Origin of the sequence: Pseudomonas sp. S32 (genome assembly GCF_016648095.1) — a bacterium.
GTDB classification, from domain to species: domain Bacteria; phylum Pseudomonadota; class Gammaproteobacteria; order Pseudomonadales; family Pseudomonadaceae; genus Aquipseudomonas; species Aquipseudomonas parafulva.
The window spans coordinates 61,631-85,517 of the sequence record NZ_JACVVF010000016.1 but is presented as its reverse complement, the minus strand read 5'-3'; the positions used below and the strand labels follow the sequence as shown (position 1 = coordinate 85,517).

The 23,887-nt window shown below is 64.8% G+C and carries 16 protein-coding genes and 2 pseudogenes; 10 read left to right on the top strand and 8 right to left on the bottom strand.

Features of this window, described 5'->3' with window-relative positions; translation table 11 throughout:
• Positions 1-41 precede the first annotated feature (41 nt).
• The 7 genes from gloB to IAE38_RS11380 all read left to right on the top strand — a co-directional run bounded on the left by gloB (position 42) and on the right by IAE38_RS11380 (position 9,820).
• The gene (gene gloB / locus IAE38_RS11410; RefSeq protein WP_201217637.1) at positions 42-821 is read left to right on the top strand and encodes a hydroxyacylglutathione hydrolase; all 780 of its coding nucleotides are present in this window, start codon (positions 42-44) and stop codon (positions 819-821) included.
• Between the two features lie 100 nt (positions 822-921).
• A complete protein-coding gene (locus tag IAE38_RS11405; RefSeq protein WP_201217635.1) occupies positions 922-2,352 on the top strand; it encodes a transglycosylase SLT domain-containing protein in 1,431 nt (476 codons plus the stop codon).
• 101 nt (positions 2,353-2,453) lie between these two features.
• On the top strand, positions 2,454-4,283 hold the full coding sequence (locus tag IAE38_RS11400; RefSeq protein WP_201217633.1) for an extracellular solute-binding protein: 1,830 nt from the start codon (positions 2,454-2,456) through the stop codon (positions 4,281-4,283).
• Positions 4,280-6,115: an extracellular solute-binding protein gene (locus IAE38_RS11395; protein WP_201217632.1), complete on the top strand. Its 1,836-nt coding sequence runs from the start codon at positions 4,280-4,282 to the stop codon at positions 6,113-6,115. Before IAE38_RS11400 ends, IAE38_RS11395 begins: the two co-directional genes overlap by 4 nt.
• 1 nt (position 6,116) lies before the next feature.
• Positions 6,117-7,190: a microcin C ABC transporter permease YejB gene (locus IAE38_RS11390; protein ID WP_028632257.1), complete on the top strand. Its 1,074-nt coding sequence runs from the start codon at positions 6,117-6,119 to the stop codon at positions 7,188-7,190.
• A gap of 1 nt (position 7,191) precedes the next feature.
• The gene (locus tag IAE38_RS11385) at positions 7,192-8,211 is read left to right on the top strand and encodes an ABC transporter permease (RefSeq protein ID WP_028632256.1); all 1,020 of its coding nucleotides are present in this window, start codon (positions 7,192-7,194) and stop codon (positions 8,209-8,211) included.
• A 1-nt stretch (position 8,212) separates the two neighbouring features.
• Positions 8,213-9,820 (top strand): ABC transporter ATP-binding protein, encoded by a 1,608-nt coding sequence (locus IAE38_RS11380; RefSeq protein ID WP_201217630.1) that lies wholly within the window; start codon positions 8,213-8,215, stop codon positions 9,818-9,820.
• Here the strand turns inward: IAE38_RS11380 and IAE38_RS11375 are convergent.
• Positions 9,775-10,230 carry a hypothetical protein gene (locus tag IAE38_RS11375; protein ID WP_201217629.1) on the bottom strand — a complete coding sequence of 152 codons (456 nt, stop codon included), beginning with the start codon at positions 10,228-10,230 and terminating at the stop codon, positions 9,775-9,777. The genes IAE38_RS11380 and IAE38_RS11375 overlap by 46 nt on opposite strands.
• 87 nt (positions 10,231-10,317) lie before the next feature.
• Between IAE38_RS11375 and IAE38_RS11370 the strand changes: the two genes are divergently transcribed.
• Positions 10,318-10,698 carry a MerR family transcriptional regulator gene (locus IAE38_RS11370; RefSeq protein WP_201217628.1) on the top strand — a complete coding sequence of 127 codons (381 nt, stop codon included), beginning with the start codon at positions 10,318-10,320 and terminating at the stop codon, positions 10,696-10,698.
• On the opposite strand, the pseudogene IAE38_RS24310 reads toward IAE38_RS11370, so the two are convergent.
• The 3 genes and pseudogenes from IAE38_RS24310 to IAE38_RS11360 form a co-directional block, all read right to left on the bottom strand.
• A pseudogene (locus IAE38_RS24310) lies at positions 10,679-11,110 on the bottom strand (methyl-accepting chemotaxis protein); the annotation flags it as partial. The gene IAE38_RS11370 and the pseudogene IAE38_RS24310 overlap by 20 nt on opposite strands.
• 105 nt (positions 11,111-11,215) lie before the next feature.
• A pseudogene (locus IAE38_RS24305) lies at positions 11,216-11,791 on the bottom strand (PAS domain-containing protein); the annotation flags it as partial.
• 34 nt (positions 11,792-11,825) lie between these two features.
• Positions 11,826-13,607 carry a sensor domain-containing diguanylate cyclase gene (locus IAE38_RS11360; RefSeq protein ID WP_236403875.1) on the bottom strand — a complete coding sequence of 594 codons (1,782 nt, stop codon included), beginning with the start codon at positions 13,605-13,607 and terminating at the stop codon, positions 11,826-11,828.
• A gap of 245 nt (positions 13,608-13,852) precedes the next feature.
• On the opposite strand from IAE38_RS11360, the gene IAE38_RS11355 reads away from it, so the two are divergent.
• On the top strand, positions 13,853-16,783 hold the full coding sequence (locus IAE38_RS11355; RefSeq protein ID WP_201217625.1) for an aminotransferase: 2,931 nt from the start codon (positions 13,853-13,855) through the stop codon (positions 16,781-16,783).
• A 116-nt stretch (positions 16,784-16,899) separates the two neighbouring features.
• The gene (locus tag IAE38_RS11350; protein ID WP_201217624.1) at positions 16,900-17,805 is read left to right on the top strand and encodes a LysR family transcriptional regulator; all 906 of its coding nucleotides are present in this window, start codon (positions 16,900-16,902) and stop codon (positions 17,803-17,805) included.
• Positions 17,806-17,823: 18 nt separating this feature from the next.
• Here the strand turns inward: IAE38_RS11350 and IAE38_RS11345 are convergent, their stop codons facing one another.
• The 4 genes from IAE38_RS11345 to kdpB all read right to left on the bottom strand — a co-directional run bounded on the left by IAE38_RS11345 (position 17,824) and on the right by kdpB (position 23,884).
• Positions 17,824-18,519 (bottom strand): response regulator, encoded by a 696-nt coding sequence (locus IAE38_RS11345; RefSeq protein ID WP_201217623.1) that lies wholly within the window; start codon positions 18,517-18,519, stop codon positions 17,824-17,826.
• Positions 18,516-21,170 carry a sensor histidine kinase gene (locus IAE38_RS11340; protein ID WP_201217621.1) on the bottom strand — a complete coding sequence of 885 codons (2,655 nt, stop codon included), beginning with the start codon at positions 21,168-21,170 and terminating at the stop codon, positions 18,516-18,518. The genes IAE38_RS11345 and IAE38_RS11340 overlap by 4 nt, the downstream gene beginning before the upstream one ends.
• 97 nt (positions 21,171-21,267) lie before the next feature.
• Positions 21,268-21,819 carry a potassium-transporting ATPase subunit KdpC gene (gene kdpC / locus IAE38_RS11335; protein ID WP_028632247.1) on the bottom strand — a complete coding sequence of 184 codons (552 nt, stop codon included), beginning with the start codon at positions 21,817-21,819 and terminating at the stop codon, positions 21,268-21,270.
• 10 nt (positions 21,820-21,829) lie between these two features.
• Complete coding sequence (gene kdpB / locus IAE38_RS11330; protein ID WP_201217619.1) at positions 21,830-23,884, bottom strand: potassium-transporting ATPase subunit KdpB; 2,055 nt, start codon at positions 23,882-23,884, stop codon at positions 21,830-21,832.
• Positions 23,885-23,887: the final 3 nt, after the last annotated feature.

Genomic DNA, 23,887 nt, shown 5'->3' with positions numbered 1-23,887 from the left:
GATGCCTTCATATGCCAAGCTAGGCGAATCGGATCCGCACCATGATACAGATCGATGCTCTCACCGCTTTCTCCGATAACTACATCTGGTTGTTACAGGATAATGCCAAACGCCAGTGCGCGGTGGTCGACCCGGGCGATGCCGGCCCAGTGCAGCGCTGGCTGGCCGCGCACCCGGAGTGGACGCTGACGGACATCCTGATCACCCACCACCACAATGACCATGTGGGCGGGGTTGAACAGCTCAAGCGGCAGACCGGCGCACGGATCTACGGGCCGGCCAGCGAAGCGATCCCGTGCCGCGACGTGGCCCTGGGCGAGGGTGACCAGGTCACCGTGCTGGGCCAGACCTACCAGGTACTGGCCGTACCCGGCCATACCCTGGGGCATATCGCCTTCTTCAGCGACCAACCCACACCCGCGGTGCTGTTCAGTGGCGACACGCTGTTCGCGGCCGGTTGCGGGCGCATGTTCGAGGGCACACCCGAGCAGATGCAGCCTGCCCTGGCACGCCTGGCGGCGCTGCCGGAGCACACCCAGGTGTACTGCGCCCACGAATACACCCTGAGCAACCTGCGCTTCGCCAAGGCGGTGGAACCTGGCAACGCGGACATCCAGCAACGCTTCGAAGACGTCAGCCGCCTGCGTGCAGAGGATCGCATCACGTTGCCCTCCACCATCGGCCTGGAACGGCGCACAAATCCATTTTTGCGCACCTCTGAAACATTAGTTAAACAAAAAGCAGACGAATGGAAGGGACATTCCAACACCACGCATGTCGCTGTTTTTGCTGCCTTGAGGTCTTGGAAAGACCAGTTCTGATAACCCCAAGATATATCGCAAGTGGTGGGGAAAGGTTGACCCGGTAGGGTGCGGTTCCTAGAATCGCCGAAATTTTTCGCCCGGATACCCGTACCCGCCGATGTCTTCCCGTAGCCGCAGAACCTCTCATTCCGTCGCGCTGACGCGCCTGGCCCAGGTCAGTGCGCTGGCCCTGGCCGCCATCCTGGTGGGTTGCCAGAGCACCCGTCAGCTCGAAGAATCCGACAGCGTTCGCGCGCACAATTACCAGGCGCGAATCAAGCCAAAGCCCGCGCCGTTGCTGGCCAAACCCGTGGAACAGGCACCGCGCGACGTCTGGGAGCGCATGCGCCAGGGCTTCGTGCTGCAGGACTACATCGACGTCAACCCACGCATCGACCAGCAGCGCCTCTGGTTCGCCAGCAACCCTACCTTTATCGAAAGCGCGGGCGAGCGCGGCAGCCTGTACCTGCACTACATCGTCGAACGCCTGGAAGAACGCGGCATGCCGCTGGAGCTGGCGCTGCTGCCAGCCATCGAAAGCGCCTACAACCCGATGGCCTACTCCCGCGCCAGTGCTGCCGGCATGTGGCAGTTCATGCCGGCCACCGGCCGCCACTTCAACCTGCGCCAGACCAACTTCTATGACGGGCGCCGCGACGTCACCGCCTCGACCAACGCGGCGCTGGACTACCTCACCCGCCTGCACGACATGTTCAACGGGGACTGGCTGCTGGCCCTGGCGGCCTACAACGCAGGCGAAGGCACGGTGAGCCGGGCCATGGAGCGCAACGAAAAGCTCGGCCTGCCCACCGATTACTGGAACCTGCCACTGCCTCAGGAAACCCGCGACTACGTGCCCAAGCTGCTGGCCCTGTCACAGGTGGTGTCCACCCCTGAAGCCTACGGCGTCAACCTCACGCCGATTGCCAACGAACCCTATTTCGAGTCCGTGGCCATCAATGACCGCCTCGACCTTACCCGCGTAGCGGCGTTCGCCAACATCGACGAAGACGAGCTTATTCAGCTCAACCCGGCATTCAAGAAGCGCATGACCGTCGACGGCCCCAAGCAACTGCTGGTGCCTACCGCCAAGGCGCAGTTGCTCACCGCCAGCCTTTCCAACCTCAAACCCGAGCAACTGGTGACCCTGCAGCCGCCGCAGGCAGCTTTCGCCCGGGCCGTGGCAGAAGCCAAGGCACCTGCCGCAGCCCGCAGCTACCGCGTCAAGCGCGGGGACAACCTGGGTGCGATTGCTCAGGCCAACCGTGTATCGGTGCAGGACATCAAGCGCTGGAACCGCCTGAGTGGCAACAACCTGCGCGCCGGCCAGGTGCTGGCCCTGCGCGGCGGCAATGCGCCGAGTGCAGCGGCCAACCGGGTCGCCAGCGCTGCTCAGCGCTCTACCCAGTACAAGGTGCGTAAAGGCGACTCCCTGTACCTGGTGGCCAAGCGTTTCAATGTGGAGATGACCCACCTCAAGCGCTGGAACCCACGCAGCGGCCATGCCCTCAAACCCGGCCAGACCCTGACCGTCTACCTCGGCCACTGAAAGTGTGCAGCTTCGGGCATGCAGCCTGAAGCTTTTTCCTACACTGGCAAGCTGTTACTGTACCCCGATCAAAGCCCAATGCCTCTGGATCGGATGCCGACTTGATACGTCCCCTCCTGCTTACGCTCAGCCTGGCCTTGAGCTTTCCCACAGTCGCGATGGTGAGCGAAAGCCACGGATACGCGCAGTTCGGCACGCTCAAATACCCAGCCACCTTCACCCACTTCGACTGGGTCAACCCGCAAGCACCCAAGGGTGGCACCTTGCGGGCCATGGCCTTCGGCACGTTCGACACCCTCAACCCCTATACCTTCAAGGGGTCGAGCCCGGTCACCACGCCCAACTTCCAGCAGTACGGCGTCAGCGAGCTGAACGAAACGCTGATGGTGGGCACCGGCCAGTACGACCCCTCTGGCGACGAGCCCACGTCCAGCTATTGCCTGATCGCCCGTTCGGTCGAATACAGCGAAGACCGCAGCTGGGTGGTGTTCAACCTGCGCCCCGAAGCCCGCTGGCACGATGGCAAACCGATTACCTCGGCAGACGTTGCCTTCAGCTACCGCACGCTGCTCAAGGAAGGCCACCCCCTTTACCGCACCAACCTGCAGGAAGTGCAGCGGGTGGACATCCTTGGGCCGTTGCGCATCCGTTTCGTGTTCAAGCGGGCGGGCAACCCGTTGTTGATCCTGCGCCTTGGCGAAATGCCGGTGCTGCCCAAGCACTATTGGCAGAACCGCGATTTCAAGGCCACCACCTTCGAGCCACCGCTGGGCAGTGGCCCCTACCGCATCACCGAGGTCCAGCCGGGCCGCCGGCTGGTGTTCGAGCGCGTCAAGAACTACTGGGGCAAGGACCTGGCGGTGAACCGCGGCAAGTACAACTTCGACCGCGTCGAATACGAATTCTACCGCGATGCAACGGTGGCCTTCGAGGCGTTCAAGGCGGGTGAGTTCGACATCTATATCGAGCACCAGGCCAAGAATTGGGCGAACGGCTACAACTTCCCCGCCGTGCGCCGGGGCGAGGTGATAAAGGCGCAGATCCCCCACCGCATACCCACGCAAACCCAGGGCCTGTTCATGAACAGCCGCCGCGCCACCTTCAGCGACCCGCGGGTGCGTGAGGCGCTGGGGCTGATGCTGGACTTCGAGTGGACCAACCGCGCGCTGTTCAGCAGCGCCTACCGCCGCTCTACCAGCTACTACCCCAACAGCGAATTCACCGCCGAGGGCCTGCCAAGCGGCAAGGAGTGGCTGCTGCTGGCGCCTTTTCGCGATCAACTGCCGGCCAAGCTGTTCACCGACCCCTACCAGGTGAGCCACACAGATGGCCGTGGCACTGGCCGCCAGACCCTGCGCAAAGCCCTGGGCCTGCTGGGTGAAGCCGGCTGGAAGCTGAACGGGCAGCGCCTGGTCGACGCCAAGGGTCAGCAGTTGCGCATGGAGGTGCTGCTGGTGAACCCCAACCTTGAACGCATCCTGCAACCTTATGTCGAAAATCTGTCCAGCATCGGTATCGACGCACACTTGCGCACCGTGGACCGCGCCCAGTACAAACAGCGGCTGGACCAGTTTGATTTCGACATGATCCTGATGACCCTCAACCAGACCCTCAGCCCCGGCCTTGAACAGTGGCTGTACTTCCACTCCAGCCAGGCGGCAACCAAGGGCAGCAAGAACTACGCAGGCGTCAAGGACCCTGTGGTGGACCACCTGCTCGACACGCTGCTGGCCGCACGCACCCGCGATGACCAGATTGCCGCTGCCCGTGCACTGGACCGGGTGCTTTCGTGGCAGTACTACATGATCCCCAACTGGTACCTGGACAACCATCGCCTGGCCTACCGCAACCGCTTCGCCTTCATCACCACGCCGCCCTACACCCTTGGGCTGAACAGCTGGTGGATCAAGACTTCGGAGAAAGCCCAATGACGCCAACCCACCGACTGCGCCGGTTGGCAGGCAGCCTTCTGCTGGCCTGCCTGAGCCTTCCCGCCCTGGCGGCGCCCCAGCATGCACTGACCTTGTATGACGAGCCGCCCAAGTACCCCGCCGACTTCAAGCACTTCGACTACGTGAACCCGGACGCCCCCAAGGGCGGCACCTTCCGCCAGTCCAGCTTCGGTGGCTTCGACAGCCTCAACCCGTTCATCAACAAAGGCGTGTCGGCCGAGAACATCAGCGTCATCTACGACACGCTGATGCGCCAGAGCCTGGACGAGCCGTTTACCGAATACGGGCTGGTGGCCGGCAAGATCGAGAAAGCGCCGGACAACAGCTGGGTGCGCTTCTACCTGCGCCCCGAAGCGCGCTTCCATGACGGTACGCCAATGCGTGCCGAAGACGTGGTGTTCAGCTTCAATGCGCTGGTAAAGGACGGCGCGCCGCTGTACCGGCAGTACTACGCCGACGTCGAAGAAGTGGTCGCCGAAGACCCGCTCAAAGTGCTGTTCAAGTTCAAGCACAAGGGCAACCGCGAGCTGCCGCTGATCCTCGGCCAGCTACCGGTGCTGCCCAAGCACTGGTACGCCACCCGGGACTTCAAGCGTGGCAACCTGGAAGTGCCCCTGGGCAGCGGCCCGTACAAGGTGGCCGAGGTCAAGGCCGGGCGCTCGGTGCGCTATGAGCGGGTAAAGGACTACTGGGCCAAGGACCTGCCGATCAACCGCGGGCTCTACAACTTCGATGCAATGACCTACGACGCCTACCGCGACACCACGGTCGCCCTGGAGGCGCTGAAGGCAGGTGCATTCGACTACGCGCTGGAAGTAAGCGCCAAGAACTGGGCCACCGCCTACAACGTGCCTGCCGTACGCGATGGCCGGCTGATCAAGGAAGAACTGCCCAACGGCAACCCTACCGGCATGCAGGGGTTCATCTTCAATATCCGTCGCCCGGTGTTCCAGGACGTGCGTGTACGCCAGGCACTGAGCCTGTTGCTGGACTACGAATGGACCAACAAGCAGCTGTTCAATGGCGCCTACACGCGCACGGGCAGTTACTTCGAGAACTCGGACATGGCGGCTCGCGGGCTGCCCAGCCCCAGCGAGCTGAGCATCCTCGAGCCATTGCGCGGCAAAGTGCCAGACCCGGTGTTCAACCAGGCTTTCCACAACCCGGTCAGCGACGGCAGCGGCATGATTCGCGACCAGCAGCGACAGGCCTACAAGCTGCTGCAGGAAGCCGGCTGGAAGATCGTCGACGACAAGATGGTCGACGCCCAGGGCAAGCCCGTGAGCATCGAGTTTTTGCTGGCGCAAACCGAGTTCGAACGTGTTCTGCTGCCCTTCAAGCGCAACCTGGCTGACCTGGGCATCGAGCTGAACATCCGCCGCGTCGACGTTTCCCAATACATTACCCGCCTGCGTTCGCGGGACTTCGACATGATCGTGGGCGGTTACCCGCAGTCCAACTCGCCCGGCAACGAACAGCGCGAGTTCTGGTCCAGCAATGCCGCCGACAACCCCGGCAGCCGTAACTTCATCGGCCTGCGCGACCCTGCCATCGACCAACTGGTGGAAGCGCTGATCAACGCCGATTCGCGCCAGAGCCTGATCGACCATTGCCGCGCCCTGGACAGGGTGTTGCTGTGGGGCTACTACGTGATCCCCAACTGGCACATCAAAACCTGGCGCGTGGCCTACTGGAACCACATAGGCCACCCCAAGGTTTCGCCCAAATATGACATCGGCATCGACACCTGGTGGATCAAGCCCGACGTTACCCCGGCCGTAAGCGCCGCCCCCGCGAACGAGGCCAATTGAGATGCTGGCCTACATCCTGCGGCGCCTCCTGCTGATCATCCCGACCCTGTTCGGCATCCTGGTCATCAACTTCATCATTGTCCAGGCTGCCCCTGGCGGCCCGGTGGAGCAAATGATCGCCAAGCTGGAGGGCTTTGAAGGCGCCACCAGCCGCATTGCCGGCGGCGGCGCCGAAGTGTCCGTGGCCGGCTCCAACTACCGGGGCGCACAGGGCCTGGACCCGGCGCTGATCGCCGAAATCGAGCACATGTACGGTTTCGACAAATCACCGCCCGAGCGCCTGTGGATCATGATCAAGAACTACGCCCGGCTGGACTTCGGCGACAGCTTCTTCCGCGATGCCAAGGTGATCGACCTGATCATCGAGAAAATGCCGGTGTCGATCTCGCTGGGGTTGTGGAGCACCTTGATCATGTACCTGATCTCGATCCCCCTGGGCATCGCCAAGGCTGTGCGCCACGGCAGCCATTTCGATGTATGGACCAGCTCGGCGATCATCGTCGGCTACGCCATCCCGGCGTTCCTGTTCGCCATCCTGCTGATCGTGCTGTTTGCCGGTGGCAGCTACTTCGACTGGTTCCCACTGCGCGGCCTCACCTCCAACAACTTCGACGAGCTGAGCACCACCGGCAAGGTGCTCGACTACTTCTGGCACCTGGTGCTGCCCATCACCGCGCTGGTCATCGGCAACTTTGCCACCATGACCCTGCTCACCAAGAACAGCTTCCTGGACGAGATCAACAAGCAGTACGTGGTCACCGCCAAGGCCAAGGGCCTGAGCAGGCCGCGGGTGCTGTACGGGCATGTGTTCCGTAATGCCATGCTGCTGGTGATCGCCGGCTTCCCGTCGGCGTTCATTGGCATCTTCTTCACCGGTTCCCTGCTGATCGAAGTGATTTTCAGCCTCGACGGCCTGGGGCTGATGAGTTTCGAGGCGGCCATCAACCGCGACTACCCGGTGGTCTTCGGCACCTTGTTCATCTTCACCCTGCTGGGGCTGGTGGTGAAACTGATCGGCGACCTGACCTACACCCTGGTCGATCCGCGCATCGACTTTGCCAGCCGGGAGCACTGACATGGCCTTGTCCCCTCTCAACCGCCGGCGCTTCGAGCGCTTCAAGGCCAACCGCCGTGGCTGGTGGTCGCTGTGGTTGTTCCTGATCCTGTTCGGCCTGAGCCTGGGCGCCGAGCTGATCGCCAACGACAAACCCATCGCCGTGCGCTACGACGGCGAGTGGTACTTCCCCGCGTTCAAGCGCTACCCAGAGACCACCTTCGGCGGTGAATTCCCGCTGGAAGCCAACTACAAAAGCCCTTACATACGCGACCTGCTGGCGAAGAAGGACAGCTTCGTGCTGTGGGCACCGATCCCGTTCAGCTACCAGAGCATCAACTACGACCTGCGCGTGCCGGCCCCCGCGCCGCCTTCGGCGGACAACTGGCTGGGCACCGATGACCAGGGCCGCGATGTGCTGGCCAGGGTCATCTACGGTTTCCGCATTTCCGTGCTGTTCGCCCTCACCCTCACCGTGCTCAGTTCCATCGTGGGGGTGATCGCCGGGGCCTTGCAGGGCTTCTACGGTGGCTGGGTAGACCTTGCCGGGCAGCGCTTTCTGGAGATCTGGTCGGGTCTGCCGGTGCTTTACCTGCTGATCATTCTGGCCAGTTTCGTGCAACCCAACTTCTGGTGGCTGCTGGGCATCATGTTGTTGTTTTCGTGGATGAGCCTGGTGGATGTGGTGCGCGCCGAGTTCCTGCGCGGGCGCAACCTGGAATACGTGCGCGCCGCCCGGGCACTGGGCATGCGCAATGGCGCCATCATGTACCGGCACATTCTGCCTAACGCCATGATTTCGACCATGACCTTCATGCCCTTCATCCTCACCGGCGCCATCGGCACGCTGACCGCCCTGGACTTCCTCGGCTTCGGCCTGCCGCCAGGGGCGCCGTCGCTGGGCGAGCTGGTGGCCCAGGGCAAGTCCAACCTCCAGGCGCCCTGGCTGGGCATCAGCGCTTTCGCCGTGCTGGCCCTGATGCTGAGCCTGCTGGTGTTCATCGGCGAATCCGCCCGCGATGCCTTCGACCCGAGGAAGTGACATGAGTGAACAGAACCTGATCGAAGTGCGCGACCTGGCCGTGGAGTTCGTGACCGGCGAGCACGTCAACCGTGTGGTCGATGGCATCAGCTTCGATATCCGCAAGGGCGAAACCCTGGCGCTGGTGGGCGAGAGCGGGTCGGGCAAGTCCGTCACCGCGCACTCCATTCTACGCTTGCTGCCCTACCCCCTGGCACGTCACCCGGCGGGCAGCATCCGCTACGAAGGCAAGGACCTGCTTCAGCAAAACGAAAAGAGCCTGCAGCGCATCCGCGGTGACCGCATTGCGATGATTTTCCAGGAACCAATGACCTCGCTGAACCCTTTGCACAGCATCGAAAAGCAGATCAACGAGATCCTGCTGCTGCACAAGGGGCTGACCGGCAAGCAGGCCACTGCACGTACCCTGGAGCTGCTGGACATGGTGGGCATACCGGAGCCGCACAAGCGCCTCAAGGCCCTGCCCCATGAGCTGTCCGGCGGCCAGCGCCAACGGGTGATGATCGCCATGGCACTGGCCAACGAGCCCGAACTGCTGATTGCCGACGAACCCACCACGGCGCTGGACGTGACCGTGCAGTTGAAGATTCTCGACCTGCTCAAAGCGCTGCAGGCACGCCTGGGCATGGCGCTGCTGCTGATCAGCCATGACCTCAACCTGGTGCGGCGCATCGCCCACCGGGTGTGCGTGATGCAGCGCGGCAAGATCGTCGAGCAGGCCGAGTGCGCGACGCTGTTCAGCGCACCGCAACACCCCTATACGCAAATGTTGATCAACGCCGAGCCCAGCGGGCTGCCGGCCCACAACCCGCAGGGTGCACCGCTGCTCGAGGTGGATGACCTGAAGGTCTGGTTCCCGATCAAGAAAGGCCTGCTGCGCCGCACCGTCGACCATGTAAAGGCCGTGGATGGGGTGAATTTCAGCCTGCCCCAGGGCCAGACACTGGGCATCGTCGGTGAGTCCGGGTCGGGCAAGTCCACATTGGGGCTGGCCATTTTGCGCCTGATAGCCAGCCGCGGCGCCATCCGGTTCAACGGGCAGGACCTGCAAGGGCTGAATCAGCAAGCGGTGCGCCCGCTGCGCCGGGAGATGCAGGTGGTGTTCCAGGACCCGTTCGGCAGCCTGAGCCCGCGCATGAGCGTGGCGGACATCGTCGGTGAGGGGCTACGCATTCACCGTATCGGCACCGCCGCAGAACAGGAGGCGGCGATCATCGCCGCGCTTGAAGAGGTCGGGCTCGACCCGCAAACCCGTCATCGCTACCCCCACGAGTTCTCCGGTGGCCAGCGTCAGCGCATCGCCATCGCCCGGGCCCTGGTGCTCAAACCTGCCCTGATCCTGCTGGACGAACCCACCTCCGCGCTGGACCGCACCGTGCAGCGCCAGGTGGTCGAGTTGCTGCGCAACCTGCAGCACAAGTACAACCTTACCTACCTGTTCATCAGCCACGACCTGGCCGTGGTCAAGGCACTGAGCCACCAGTTGATGGTGATCAAGCATGGGCATGTGGTGGAGCAAGGCGATGCCCAGGCGATCTTCCAGGCCCCGCAGCATGCCTACACTCAGCAACTGCTGGAGGCGGCATTTCTGCAGGCTGAAGTATCATGACACGCAGCAGCTGGCGCCTTGGCCACAGGCGCCAGCTGCGCAATCGCCCACAGCACTTCCAGCACCAGAATGCCCCACAGCAACGCGGAGGCCCCGTTGGCCAGCGCATACAGCTGCCAGGCAGAAAACAGCACCCGGCCAGCGGCGTCGTAGCGGCCGAACAACACCTGCGGGTGACGGATCCGCAGCCACGCCCACACACACACGATCGAGCCCATCAGGTTGGCCATCATCACGTGCATGGGTTCGAACACGGGTACCTCCCCTGCAAGGCCGAGGGTGCCGTGTAGCGCGCTGAGCCAGCCATGCAGCCAGGCAAAGGTCCAGGGGGTGGCAAAGCCCACGGTGATCAGCAAGTCGTAGAGGCCGCTGGCCCGCACCAGCTGGCGATACTGGGTGTTGCTCCACATGTTCGATGCCTCCTGCAATCCAATGAAGGCAGCAGGCTAAAGCCTGGAGTATGCTCCAGGGTCAAGCCCATGTTCAGGAAAAACACAGTGCGTATTGGTCAACTGGCCCAGGCCTGCGGCGTCAGCCGTGACACCCTGCGCTTTTACGAGGAGCGCGGGCTGATCCGCTCGCACCGGTTGGCCAATGGCTACCGCGACTACGATCGGGAAACTGCCCAACTGGTCGCGTTCATCCGTACGGCGCAGCAGCTGGGGTTCAGCCTGAACGAGATTGGCAGCAACGTGCAGGCGCTCTGGGCCGCCCCAGACCCGGACCGCGCAGTGGAGGCGCTGCTACGGGACAAACTGGCCTTGGTGGAACAGCGCCTGGCAGACCTGCAAGCCCTGCGTGCTGCCTTGCAGCAACGCCTGACCCTGGCCTGCCCGCTGCGCCCGGAATTACCCGCCGCTAGCGCAGGTCCTCGCTGACCCGCTCCACCGCTGCCACCACCCGTTTGGCGCCTTCCTGTATACCCGTGATGACGTGGCCGGCATGCCCGGCCAGTTGCAGCCCATTGGCGGCTTCGGTGCGGCTGCTTTGCACTTCGCCAACGGCCTGGCTGACCAGGGCCTGGTTGCGCGCTACCACAGCATCGATTTCGGCCGTAGCAGTACTGGTGCGGCCGGCCAGCTTGCGCACTTCATCGGCCACCACCGCAAAGCCACGCCCCTGTTCACCCGCCCGGGCGGCCTCGATGGCGGCATTCAAGGCCAGCAGGTTGGTCTGCGAAGCAATGGCACCGATGGTCTGCACGATCGCGCTGATGACCGTGGACTGTTCACCCAGCGCACTGATGGTATCGCCCGCCGATTGCAACTGACGGGCCACCCCCTGCATCGACTGCCCCACCTCTTGCATCACCAACACACCCTCGCTGGCGCCGCCGTCGGTACGCCGCGACACTTCCAGGGCCACCTGCGCGGCCTGGCGCACCGCCTCCTCGCGCTGCACCTGGTCGGTGACCACCGAGGCGAATTTCACCACCCTCACCAATTTTCCACTGGCGTCGCTGACAGGGTTGTAGCTGGCTTCCAGCCACACTTCATGGCCCTGTTTATCGAGGCGTTTGAAGCGGCCGGTCACATAACGGCCAGCATTGAGGGTGCGCCAGAAGGTGGCGTAGCCGTCCCCGGACACTTCCTCGGCGCTGCAGAACATGCGGTGGTGCTGGCCGACCACTTCTTCCAGCCGATACCCCAGGGCGTTGAGGAAGTTGGCGTTGGCCGAGAGCACCCTGCCGGTCAGGTCGAACTGGATGACTGCACTGGAGCGTAACAGGGCATCCACCAGCGCCTGGCTCTCCTGGGCAGGTTCGGCCAGCCACTGGGCCAACGGTTGCCCCACCACTTCGCCAGCCTCCACCCCCAGCGCCGCAGCAAAGGCCGGGCTGCAGGCGGCGATGCGGCGCTGGTCGTCCAAACGCAGGAAAGCGCCGCTTTCCAGTTGTTGAAGGCGCTGACGGAGTTCAGCGAGTTCGGCATCACGCGCGGCTAGCGTTGCTTTTAGTTGGCGATTGAACATGAATGTCACCTGCGGGTGGAGTGCGCCATTGTCATTAGCCGGCGACCTGGTCGATCTGCCGGGTGTTGCAGAACCATTGCACGAAATCGGCGACCGGCATGGGCCGGGCGATGTGAAACCCCTGGGCCTCGGCGCACCCCCAGGCCGACACCTGGGCGAGCTGATGCGCCGTTTCAACCCCTTCTGCCAGTACCCGGTATTTCAGGTTGCTGGCAAGGTCGATCACCGACTGCACCAGCACTGCCTCTCTGCAGCCTGGCAGCGCGTGGTGCACCAGCGACCTGTCGAGCTTGACGATGCTGGCCGGTATACGCGCCAGGTAAACCCAGTTGCAGTAGCCGGTGCCAAAGTCGTCAATGGCAATGTCGATGCCGGCTTGCTGGGCGCGTTGCAACTGCAACTGCAACGCCTCGGGCTGCTCGATCAGCACGCTTTCGGTGAATTCCAGTTGCACCCGCCTGGGGGAGATGGCTGCGCCCTGCAATGTGCTCAACAGCGCATCCATGAAGGCCGGGCTCTCCAGGTCACGGGCCGTGACGTTCAGGCTGATGCTGAAATCCATCCCCCGGGTATTGTCCAGAATGCCCACCACAGCGCGCATCACCCAAAGGCTGAGGCTGGCCATAAGCGCGGTCTTCTCTGCCAAGGGGATGAATTCTGCCGGGGATACGTTACCCAACTGGGGGTGGTGCCAGCGTAGCAGCGCCTCTGCCGACCGGCATTGGCCAGAGGGCAGCTCAATGCGCGGTTGCAGGTGCAGGCTGAGCTCACCTTCACTCAGCAAGGCGTGCCCCAGGGATGCCAGCAGCAGCAACGCACGGCGCTGGGCGGCATCGACCTCCGGCACATACCAGGCGTAGCGCCCCACATTGCGCCGCGCCGAGTCTGCTGCTGCCACCGCCCTGCGTAACCATTCCAGGCTGTTGCGTTCGTCGGCCGGGGGGGCGATTGGCGCAATGCCGATGCCGGCATCCAGCAACACCGGCACCTGGTGGCACTGGGCAGGCGCCTGCAGTGCAGCCACGATGCGCTGGCATAAGGGCTGAACGTTGCCAACATCTTCCAGCAAGACCGCAAAGCGCGTGGGGCTTATCTTGTACAGGCATAGCCCACCGTCCAACTGCGCAGCAATGCGTGCCATGGCCTGCAGGGTCAGGTCGTGGGCGAAGTTGTAGCCCAACCCGCGGATGATGTCGTTGAGCGCCTCGGGGGGCATGATGTCTACCGCCAGCAGGGTCAACGGCTGCCAACGGCCCAGCGCCGCGCTTACGTCGTATTCGAGCTTGAGCCGGTTGAACAGCCCAGTGTCCTGGTCCGTGAATACATTGCGGCGCAAGCCAGAGATGATCTGCATGGCGGTTTCGGCGAAGGCCACCAGCATGGCTTTTTGCGTGTCGTCCAGCGGTGGGCGCGTGGTGGTGTCGATGATGCAGAAACTGCCAATCGCAATCCGCTGCCCAACCATCAGCGGCGCGCCGCAGTAGTAGCGTACGCCGGGTGCGCCGGTGACCAGCGGGTTGCGCGCGAAGCGAATATCCGCGGTGGCGTCCAGCACTTCCATGGGCTGGGCCTGCAAAATGGTGTGGGCACAGAACGAAATGTCCCGGGGCATTGTCTGTGCATCCAGCCCGGCCCGTGCCGCAAACCACTGCTGGCACTCACCGACGATCGAAACCACGCAGGTGGGTACCCCGAAATAGCGGCGCGCCAGGTCGACCAGCGCCTTCAACTCGGTACTGGGCTCATGGTGCAACACGCACCACTCGGCAACCTCGGCCAGGCGGTCCTGTTCGTTGATCGGAACGGGTGCAACCATCATCTCGTTTCACCAGTCCTACAGGGCAGTGGATCATCAGGGGGGAATAATGGCGCTACGCTACACCAAATACTTGTACAAACCTAACTACTTGTACAGGTTTTTTGAAGGATCTTGCCGAGTGGTTGATCTCCGTCAAGCTATCGGGGCTGCTGCTTTTCAGAAAAACTGAAAATGATCGTCTTTCGTTGTCTGGCAAAACCCGCATAAATACGGGCTGCCTCCACCTCGATGACGGTAGCCCCATGCACAACCTTCCTGCTGATGCCTCTATACCTTTGATCGACCAACTGGCTGTGCGGGCCAGCCTGGCAAGCCCGGTGCTCAGTGCCAGCCAGGCCGCCACCCTGTTGCAAGCGCACTACGGCATTTCGGGTGAGCTGCAGGCGCTGGGCAGCCAGCAGGACTTCAACCTGCGCGTGGAAACGTCGCAAGGGCGTTACGTGCTGAAGGCCTGCCACGGCAGCTACGCCGAAACCGAGTTGCAGGCGCAACATGCCGCGCTGGATCATCTGAAGGCCCAAGGCCTGCCCGTGCCTGCGGTGATCGCAGCACACAGCGGCGACACCCTGCTGACAGTGAACGTCGGTGAGCAGCCGCTGCGTGTACGCTTGCTGGAGTATCTCGACGGCCAGCCGTTGACCCGTGTCGCCCACCTGTCACCGGACGTGGTGGGCCGCCTGGGCGCACTCTGTGCACAGGTCGACAGCGCGCTTGCCGGTTTCGACCACCCGGGGCTGGCCCGTACGCTCCAATGGGACCCCCGTCATGCCCGCACCTTGATCAACCACTTGCTGCCGTTGATTGAAGACGCCGGCCAGCGCGCCCGCCTGCACGAAGCCGCCCGGGTGGCAGGTGAGCGCCTGGCGCCGCTGGTCGATCGGCTGCCTACGCAGGCTGTGCACCTGGACATCACCGATGACAATACCGTGTGGGCCTTGGACCCACAGCGTCAATGGCGGCTGCAGGGCGTGATCGATTTCGGTGACCTCATCCGCACCTGGCGCATCGCCGACCTGTCAGTCACCTGTTCTGCCCTGCTGCACCATGCCGACGGCGACCCGTTCATGATCCTGCCCGCGGTGAGCGCTTACCAGGCAGTCAACCCGCTGACCGAGGCGGAGCTGTGCGCCCTTTGGCCGCTGGTGCTCAAGCGCGCCGCCGTGCTGGTGCTGAGCAGCGCCCAACAGCTGGCCGTCGACCCCGGCAACCAGTACACCCGTGACAATGTCGCGCATGAATGGGCCATCTTCGACACGGCCATGGCCGTGCCACTGGCCCTTATGGAAGCGGCCATTCTCCAGGCGGCGGGCCTGGAACCCGAGGGCCCTGCGCTGGACGGCTGCCTGCCGTTGCTGCCTGGTTTGGCCGGGCAACCTGTTACCCGGCTCGACCTGGGGGTGCTCAGCGCCCACTGCCAAGCCGGCAACTGGGAGCAACCCGGTTTCGACCAGCGCCTGCTGGCCGCTCAGGCGATGCCTGCATGCACGCTGCACGGGCAGTATCGCCTGTCTCAAACCCATATTGACCGCGCTGAAGCGCCCGCCACCTGCGCCTTGGGCGTGGAGCTGCACCTGGCGCCAGGCAGCCCGGTGCAGGCGCCCCAGGCCGGTACCTGGGAGGCCCACGATGACGGCGCCGGCTGCTTGCGCACTGCACGCTGGAGCCTGTGGCTGTACGGGCTGAGCACAGGCCTGCTGGACGGGCAACGCGTGCACCAGGGCGAGCCCCTTGGACAAACCGGTGACAGGCTGAGCGTACAGCTGTGCCTGGACAGCAGCCTGCGGCCGCCGTTCTTCGCCACGCCCGCCCAAGCCCAGGCCTGGCTGGCCTTGTGCCCCTCGCCGGCAGCATTGCTGGGCGTTGACTGCGACGCCGATCCCTTGCCAGACCCACAGGCGCTGCTGGCGCGGCGCGATGCCAGCTTTGCCCGCTCGCAGAAACACTATTATGCCCAACCGCCACACATCGAGCGGGGCTGGCGTAATTACCTGATCGACATGCAGGGCCGCTCGTACCTGGACATGCTCAACAACGTGGCCGTGCTGGGCCATGGCCACCCACGCATGGTGGCCGAGTCGGCGCGGCAATGGTCGTTGCTCAACACCAATTCACGCTTCCACTATGCGGCCATTACCGAGTTCTCGGAGCGGCTGCTTGACCTGGCGCCCGACGGCTTCGACCGGGTGTTCATGGTCAATAGCGGCACCGAGGCCAACGACCTGGCAATCCGCCTGGCCTGGGCCTACAGCGGTGGGCGCGACATGCTCAGTGTGCTGGAGGCCTATCATGGCTGGTCGGTGGCCACCGATGCCATTTCCACCTCCATCGCCGATAACCCCAAAGCCCTGGAAACCCGCCCCGGCTGGGTGCACCCGGTGGAAGCGCCGAACACCTTCCGCGGGCGCTTTCGCGGTGCCGACAGCGCCGCCGACTACCTGCGCGACGTGGACGCCAAGCTGGCCAGCCTTGACGCCACCGGCCGGCAGTTGGCGGGCATCATCTGCGAGCCGGTCTACGGAAATGCCGGTGGCATCGCCTTGCCGGCCGGCTACCTGAAAGCCGCCTACGCCAGCGTACGGGCCCGTGGCGGGGTGTGCATCGCCGATGAAGTGCAGGTGGGGTACGGCCGCCTGGGTGAGTATTTCTGGGGTTTCGAAGAGCAGGGCGTGGTGCCGGATATCATCACCATGGCCAAAGGCATGGGCAACGGCCAGCCCCTCGGCGTGGTGATCACCCGCCGCGAAATTGCCGAAGCCCTTGAGGCCGAGGGTTACTTCTTCTCTTCGGCCGGCGGCAGCCCGGTGAGTTGCCGCATCGGCATGGCGGTGCTGGATGTGATGGAAGATGAAGGCCTGTGGGACAACGCCCGCGACACAGGCCGCTACTTCAAGGCCAGGCTACAGGCGCTGGTAGACCGACACCCACTGGTGGGCGCTGCCCATGGCTCAGGCTTCTACCTTGGGCTTGAGCTGGTGCGTGACCGCCACACCCTGGAACCGGCCACGGAGGAAACCATGGTGTTGTGCAATCGCTTGCGTGACCTGGGTATTTTCATGCAGCCCACGGGGGATTACCTGAATATTCTCAAGATCAAGCCACCGATGTGCACGACGCGGGCCAGCGTGGATTACTTTGTCGACAGCATTGACCGGGTGTTGGCTGAAGGGGTGTGATGGTTGGGTGTTCGCCTTGAAGCAGTTGGCGCTTGCAAGCTTGGGCGCCGAAGTGCTTTTTCATGCTGCATCCCCTACCCTCCAAGCCCCGCGTCTGTGCTTTCAAGGTAACCACCATGGCCTTCACCAGCGACTCCCTGGCAATCTTCCTGGCGGTGCTGGAAGCGGGCTCCTTTTCAGCTGCGGCACGCAAGCTGGGGCGGGTGCCATCGGCCGTCAGCATGGCGATCGCTCAGCTGGAGGCCGAGCTGGACCTTGCGCTGTTCGACCGCACCACGCGCAAGGCCCTGCCCACCAGCGCCGCGTTGGCGCTGGAGCCGCAGGCCAGGCAGGTAATCTGCCAGCTGAACCTGCTGGATGCCCAGGCGCTGCAGCTGCACAAGGGCCTGGAAAAACGCCTCACCATCGCCATGGCCCCCGAGTTGCAAACCGGCGCCTGGAGCCAGCCGCTGCAGGCCCTGGCGCAGGAGTTTCCCAGCCTGGAAGTGGAGATCCGCTCCGCCACCCAGACCGAGGCCATCCGCCTGCTGCATGACGGCAGTGTGCAACTGGCCCTGGTGTTCGAAAGGCCTGGCATCGACGAGCGCGAATCCTTCCTGGAAGCAGGCAGCCAGTTGCTGGTGGCCGTGGCTTCACCGCGCCATCCCGCAGGGCAGAACGGCGGCATGCCCCTGCCTGAAGAGGCCTTTGCCGAGCAGCGGCAGATCATCGTGGCATCCGGCAAGGCCACAGGCTCCGACCCGCGCATGGTGTTGTCACGGCATATCTGGCTGACCGACAGTTACCTGGCCACGCTGGACCTGGTGCAGTCTGGGCTGGGCTGGGCTTACCTGCCGCAGCCATTGGTCGAACCGCTGATCGCCTCTGGCGCGCTGGCCGAAGTGCGCTTCGACAACATGGCCAGCCGGTTGCGCCTGTGGGTAGACATCATCTGGGTCAAACCGCGCCCGCTGGGGCTCGGCGCCCGGCGCTACCTGGAGATCATGCGCAAACTGTTCGAACAGGAGCCGCCCAGGGCATGAGGCCACTTGCCGGCCGGTTCAACCCGCCGGCGCCGCCAGCCGGTAGCCCACCCCGGGTTCGGTGATGATGTAGCGCGGCGCAGTCGGGTCGTCGCCAAGCTTTTGCCGCAGATGCCCGACCACGATGCGCAGGTAGTGGGTGTCGTCCACATGGGTGGGCCCCCAGATATCCTTCAACAGCTGCTGCTGGGTGATGACCCGGCCTGGGTGGCGGGCCAGCTGCGCCAGCAGCGCATATTCCTTACGCGTCAGGGCCACCTCGACGCCGCCGAGGGTGACACGGCGAAACGCGAGGTCCACGGTCAGCGGCCCAAGGCGCAGTGCAACCTCGGCGCCCTCTGCTTGCGGCACCTGGCGCAACAGCGCCCGCACCCGCGCCAGAAACTCCTGGATGCCGAACGGCTTGGTCACGTAATCGTTGGCGCCACCGTCCAGGGCATCCACCTTCTGCAGTTCGCTGGCGCGCACCGACAACACCATCACCGGCACCGCACTCCATTCACGCAGCTCGCGCAGCACGTGCTGGCCGTCCATGTCTGGCAGCCCCAGGTCGAGTACCACCAGGTCAGGCTTGCCCAAGGCGGCCTCGGCCAGGCCCTGGGCGCCGGTGGCCGCCTCGAGCACCTTGTAGCCCTGGGATGCCAGGCTGATGCGCAGGAACTTGCGAATCTGCGGTTCGTCATCAATGACCAGCAAGGTGGCGGTGTGGCTCATGGCATTTCACTTTCGCTTTCAGGTTGGACGGGGAGCGGCAAGCATAGGGTGATGCAGGTGCCCTTACCATCAATGCCGTCGTCGACCAGAATCTGCCCCCCATGCGCACCGATCATGCCCTGGCAGATCGCCAGGCCCAGCCCGGTGCCCTGCCCGCCCCGGTCGCCACGGGCGGCGGTGTAGAACATGTCGAAGATCTTCGCCCGGTCAGCCAGGGGAATACCGGGCCCTTCGTCGCTGACGGCCATGCGCAATTGCGGGTGGTGCACGGTTACCTGCAACTGCAAACGGCCTGCAGGCGGCGAAAAGCGCGCGGCGTTTTCCAGCACGTTGACCAGTGCCTGCTCGATCAGCGCGGCGTGCACGAACAGCAGCGGCAATTGCGCAGGCACGTCAGTGTGCACCTGCAAGGGCGCCAGCACTGCACGCAGGCGCTGCAAGGCACTGCCGACAATGTCGGCCGGGGCTACCCAGTCACGGGCCAGCTTGAGGCTGCCGTGGCCCAGGCGGGTCATGTCCAGCAGGTTCTGGATGTAGCGGTCCAGGCGTTCCGCCTCGTTGCGGGTGCCCTCCAACAGCTCGCGGCGGTCGCTCACCGGGATCGCTTCGCCCAGTGCCAACAGGCTGTCGATACTGCCGCGCATGGCCGTCAGCGGCGTACGCAGGTCGTGGGACACCGATGCCAGCAAGGCACTGCGCAGTTGCTCGGTTTCACCTTGCAGGCGCGCCGCCTCCAGCTGTTCGGCCAGGTCCGCGCGGGCCAAGGCCTGGGCCAAGGGTTGTCCCAACGCCCGCAGCAGGCGCCGGTGCGGGTCGCCCAGGGGCTCGCCGGAGCGCAGGCAAACGCCCAGCAGCGCCAGGGGGGCTTCATCGACCACCAATGGCCACCACCACCAGCGGCCATCGGGCAGCGTATCACTGCCGCGGCCTGCCGCCTGGCAATGCTGCCAGGCCCACTGCGCCGCCGCCTGTTCAGTGGCGCTGAAGCGCGGCACCTCGCCACTGGCCACCTGCAACTGGCCCTCGGCATCGCGCTGTAGCAGGCACACCTGCAAGCCTTGCTGGCCATCGAGGTACTGGCTGGCCGCAGTGAGCACCGCCTGCCGGTCGGTCGCCACCGTCAGCCGGCGTGACAGGTCGAGCAACTGGCTGGTTTGCGCCTGGGTTTCACGCAGGGCCTGCAACTGGCGGCGCTGACGGGCCGCCAGGTTGCCGGTGAGTGCAGCCATCAGCAGGAAGAACACCAAGGTCAGCACGTCTTCTTCGCGCTGGATGCTCAACGAGAAATTCGGCGGGATGAACAGAAAGTCGTAGGCCAGAAACGACAACAGCGCGCACGCCAACGCAGGGCCCAGGCTGCTGCGCACTGCCACCAGCAGCACTGCCGCCAGAAACACCAGCGATATGTTGGGCAACGCCAGCACGCTGGCAACCGCCCAGGCCAGGCCGGCTGCCGTCACGGTAGCCAACAGCGCCAGCACGTAATGACGCCACACCCAGACCTGCCGCACCACTGGCCTTGGTGCCGGGCGCTGCGCGTCACGGGCCAGTACGTTGACCTCCAGGCCGTGGCTGGCACGCAGCAGCCGCGTGGCCACGCCCGCCCCGAACAGCCGCCGGCGCAGGCGCTGTCGGGTCTGCCCCACCAGCACCAGGCTGGCGCGCCGCTCGGCCGCGTGTTGGATCAACGTGTGCGCCACCTCCCCTGCCCGCAGCACCACCACCTCGCCGCCCAGGCGCTCGGCCAGCTGCTGCGCCGCTTGCAGGCGCTGGCGGCCTGCTTCGTCACGTACCCCGCCGTTGTCCACATGCACCAGGCTCCACGGCAGGTGCCGACGCTGCGCCACACGGCTGGCATGACGCACCAGCCGTTCAGCCTGATCGTCACCGTCAACACCCACCAGCAAGCGCCCACGCAAGGCAGGCGCCGCCTCACCGCGCTGTCGGTAACCTTGGGCAACATCCACGTCCACCTGGGCCGCTGCGGCCTGCATGGCCAGTTCCCGCAGGGCGTTGAGGTTGCTCGGCGAGAAGAATGCATCCACCGCCGCCCGCGCCTGCTCTGGTACGTAGACCTTGCCGGCACGCAGGCGCTCCAGCAGTTCGCGGGGCGGCAGGTCGATCAGCAGCAGTTCGAAGGCATCCTGCAGCACCCAGTCCGGTACGGTTTCGCGGACCCGCACGCCGGTAATGTCCTGCACCTTGTCATTGAGGCTCTCAAGGTGCTGGACATTGAGGGTGGTGTACACATCGATACCGGCGGCCAGCAGTTCCTGCACATCCTGCCAGCGTTTGGCATGGCGGCTGCCGGGGGCGTTGGTGTGGGCCAGCTCGTCGACCAGTACCAGGCCGGCTGCGCCCTGAAGCACGCCATCAAGGTCCATCTCCTCCAGGGTGACGCCGCGGTACTGGCTGCGCAGCAGGGGTTGCTGTTTCAAGCCTGCCAGCAGCGCCTCGGTTTCGGCGCGCCCGTGGGTTTCCACCACTGCCGCCAGCACCGCCTGGCCCTGGCGCTGGCGGGCGTGGGCGTCCTTGAGCATGGCGAAGGTCTTGCCGACACCGGGGGCAGCGCCGAGAAACACCTTCAAGCGGCCCCGGCCGGTACGCGGGAGCGTGGCCAGCAGGGCGTCGGCGCGGGCGGAATCGCTCATGTTTAGGTCCTGGGGTTCTGCTTGGGTGAGGTGCGTCGTTCGGGCCTGCTGGGCACGCCGTCGCGAGCTGCGCGCGTGCCTGGCATTGTCTCGACGGCTAGTCGCTCAGGCGTGCCAATGCTTGGTTGAGCGCCAGCACATTGACCACCGGCGGGCCAATCAACGGGTGCAGGGTGGCCTGTTCCAGCAGGCCTTGCAAGCGCGCCGGGGGCAGGTTTCGCGCTGCTGCCACGCGCGGGATCTGGTAGGCCACAGCCTCTGGCGGCAGGTGCGGGTCCAGGCCGCTGCCAGAGGTTGTGAGCAGCGCCAGCGGTACCGGCCCGAGTTGCGCCTGGTACAGCTGCGCAGCGTCGCCCTTCACCCGCTCGGCCAGGGCCGGGTTGCCCGGCGACAGGTTGCTGGCCGCACTGGCGACGGTGGCATAGGCGCCTGCCGAAGGCCGCGAATGGAACCACGCGTCGCCCGTGAACGCCTGGGCGATCAACGCCGAGCCGCGCACCTGGCCCTGCTCGTCACGCACCAGGCTGCCGTTGGCCTGGGTGGGGAACACAAGCTGGGCAATACCGGTCACGGCCAGGGGGTACAGCGCACCCGTCAACAGGGTCATCAACAGCACCAGGCTCAAGGCCGGGCGTAGGTAAGCATTCATGTTGGCCTCCTCAGACCAGGTGCAAGGCGTTGAGCAGCAAGTCGATCAGTTTGATCCCGGCGAACGGCACGACGATGCCGCCCAGCCCGTAGATCAGCAGGTTGCGCCGCAGCAGCTGCGCGGCGCTGGCGGCCTGCACCCGCACCCCGCGCAGCGCCAGCGGGATGAGCACCACGATGATCAATGCGTTGAACACGATGGCAGACAGGATCGCGCTCTGCGGGCTGGCCAGGTGCATCAGGTTCAGCGCCCCCAGTTGCGGGTAGATGGCGGCAAACAACGCCGGCAGGATGGCGAAATACTTGGCCACATCGTTGGCAATGGAAAAGGTGGTGAGTGCGCCACGGGTCACCAGCAGCGCCTTGCCCACCTGCACCACGTCCAGCAGCTTGGTGGGGTCGCTGTCCAGGTCGACCATGTTGGCGGCCTCGCGGGCAGCCTGGGTGCCATCGTTCATGGCCATGCCTACGTCTGCCTGGGCCAGCGCTGGGGCGTCGTTGGCCCCGTCGCCGCACATCGCGACCAGGCGCCCGTCGTTCTGCTCCTGGCGAATGCGGGCCAGCTTCTTCTCAGGCGTTGCTTCGGCCAGCACGTCGTCGACCCCCGCCTCGGCGGCGATGGCAGCGGCCGTCAGGGGGTTGTCACCGGTCACCATCACGGTGCGGATACCCAGCTTGCGCAATTCGGCAAACCGCTCGCGGATACCCGGCTTGACCACATCCTTGAGGTGGATCACCCCCAGCAGGCGCTTGTCGACGCATACCAGCAATGGTGTACCGCCGCTTTGGGCAATGCGTTCTATCTCGCGGGCCAGCGCGGCTGGCACGTCCAGGCGCTGCATGCCAACGAAGGCCAGCACCGCGTCCACCGCGCCCTTGCGGTAGTGGCGCGGGCCCACATCAATGCCCGACAGCCGCGTCTGCGCGGTGAATGCCACCGGGTCGAACTGGCCAGCAGCCGGTTCGACGAAGTCATGCTGCTGGCGCAGGTATTCCACGATCGATTTGCCTTCGGCCGTGTCATCGGCCAGCGACGCCAGCAAGGCGCCCTCCCCCAGCTCGCGCGGGGTAATGCCAGGTGCCGCATGCAAGGCACTGCAGCGGCGGTTGCCGAAGGTGATGGTGCCCGTCTTGTCGAGCATCAGCGTGTGCACGTCGCCGGCCGCCTCCACTGCGCGGCCCGAGCGGGCGATGACGTTCAGGCGTACCAGGCGGTCCATGCCGGCGATACCAATGGCGGAGAGCAGCCCGCCGATAGTGGTGGGGATCAGCGTGACCAGCAACGCGGCCAGGAAAATCAGCGGCAGGCTGCCACCGACGAAGTGGGCGAACGGCTGCAAGGTCACCACCACGATCAGAAATACCAGGGTCAGCCCGATCAGCAGGATGTCCAGGGCAATCTCGTTCGGGGTTTTCTGCCGGCGGGCGCCTTCGACCAAGGCCACCATTCGGTCCAGGGTCGATTCACCGGGGTTGCTGACGATGCGGATCACCAGCCAGTCAGACACCAACCGAGTGTTGCCGGTAACCGCCGAGCGATCCCCGCCCGACTCACGAATCACCGGGGCGGACTCACCGGTAATGGCGGCCTCGTTGACGGCGGCGATGCCTTCGATGACCTCGCCGTCGCCGGGGATCATCTCGCCAGCCTCCACCCGTACCACATCGCTTTTGCGCAGCGCACTGGCGGCGACCGTCTCGTAGCTGCCATCGCCCAGGCGGCGCCGGGCAGCCAGGCCTTGGCTGCCTGCCTTGAGGCTGTCGGCGCGGGCCCTGCCGCGGCCTTCGGCCAAGGCTTCGGCGAAATTGGCGAACAGCACGGTAAACCACAGCCACAGCGCGATCTGCACGGCGACGCCCGTGCTCACCCCGCTGTCGGGTGCCAGGCACAACAGCGTGGTCAGCAGCGCGGTGATGGCCACCACCAGCATGACCGGGGATCGCTTGAGCTGGCGCGGGTCGAGCTTGATGAACGCCTGCACCAGGGCCGGGCGCCACAGGGCAGCCAGGCGGGTCTGGTCGACGGAGGCGTGCCGGGCCTTCACTTCAGGAATGGGCATGTTCATGGT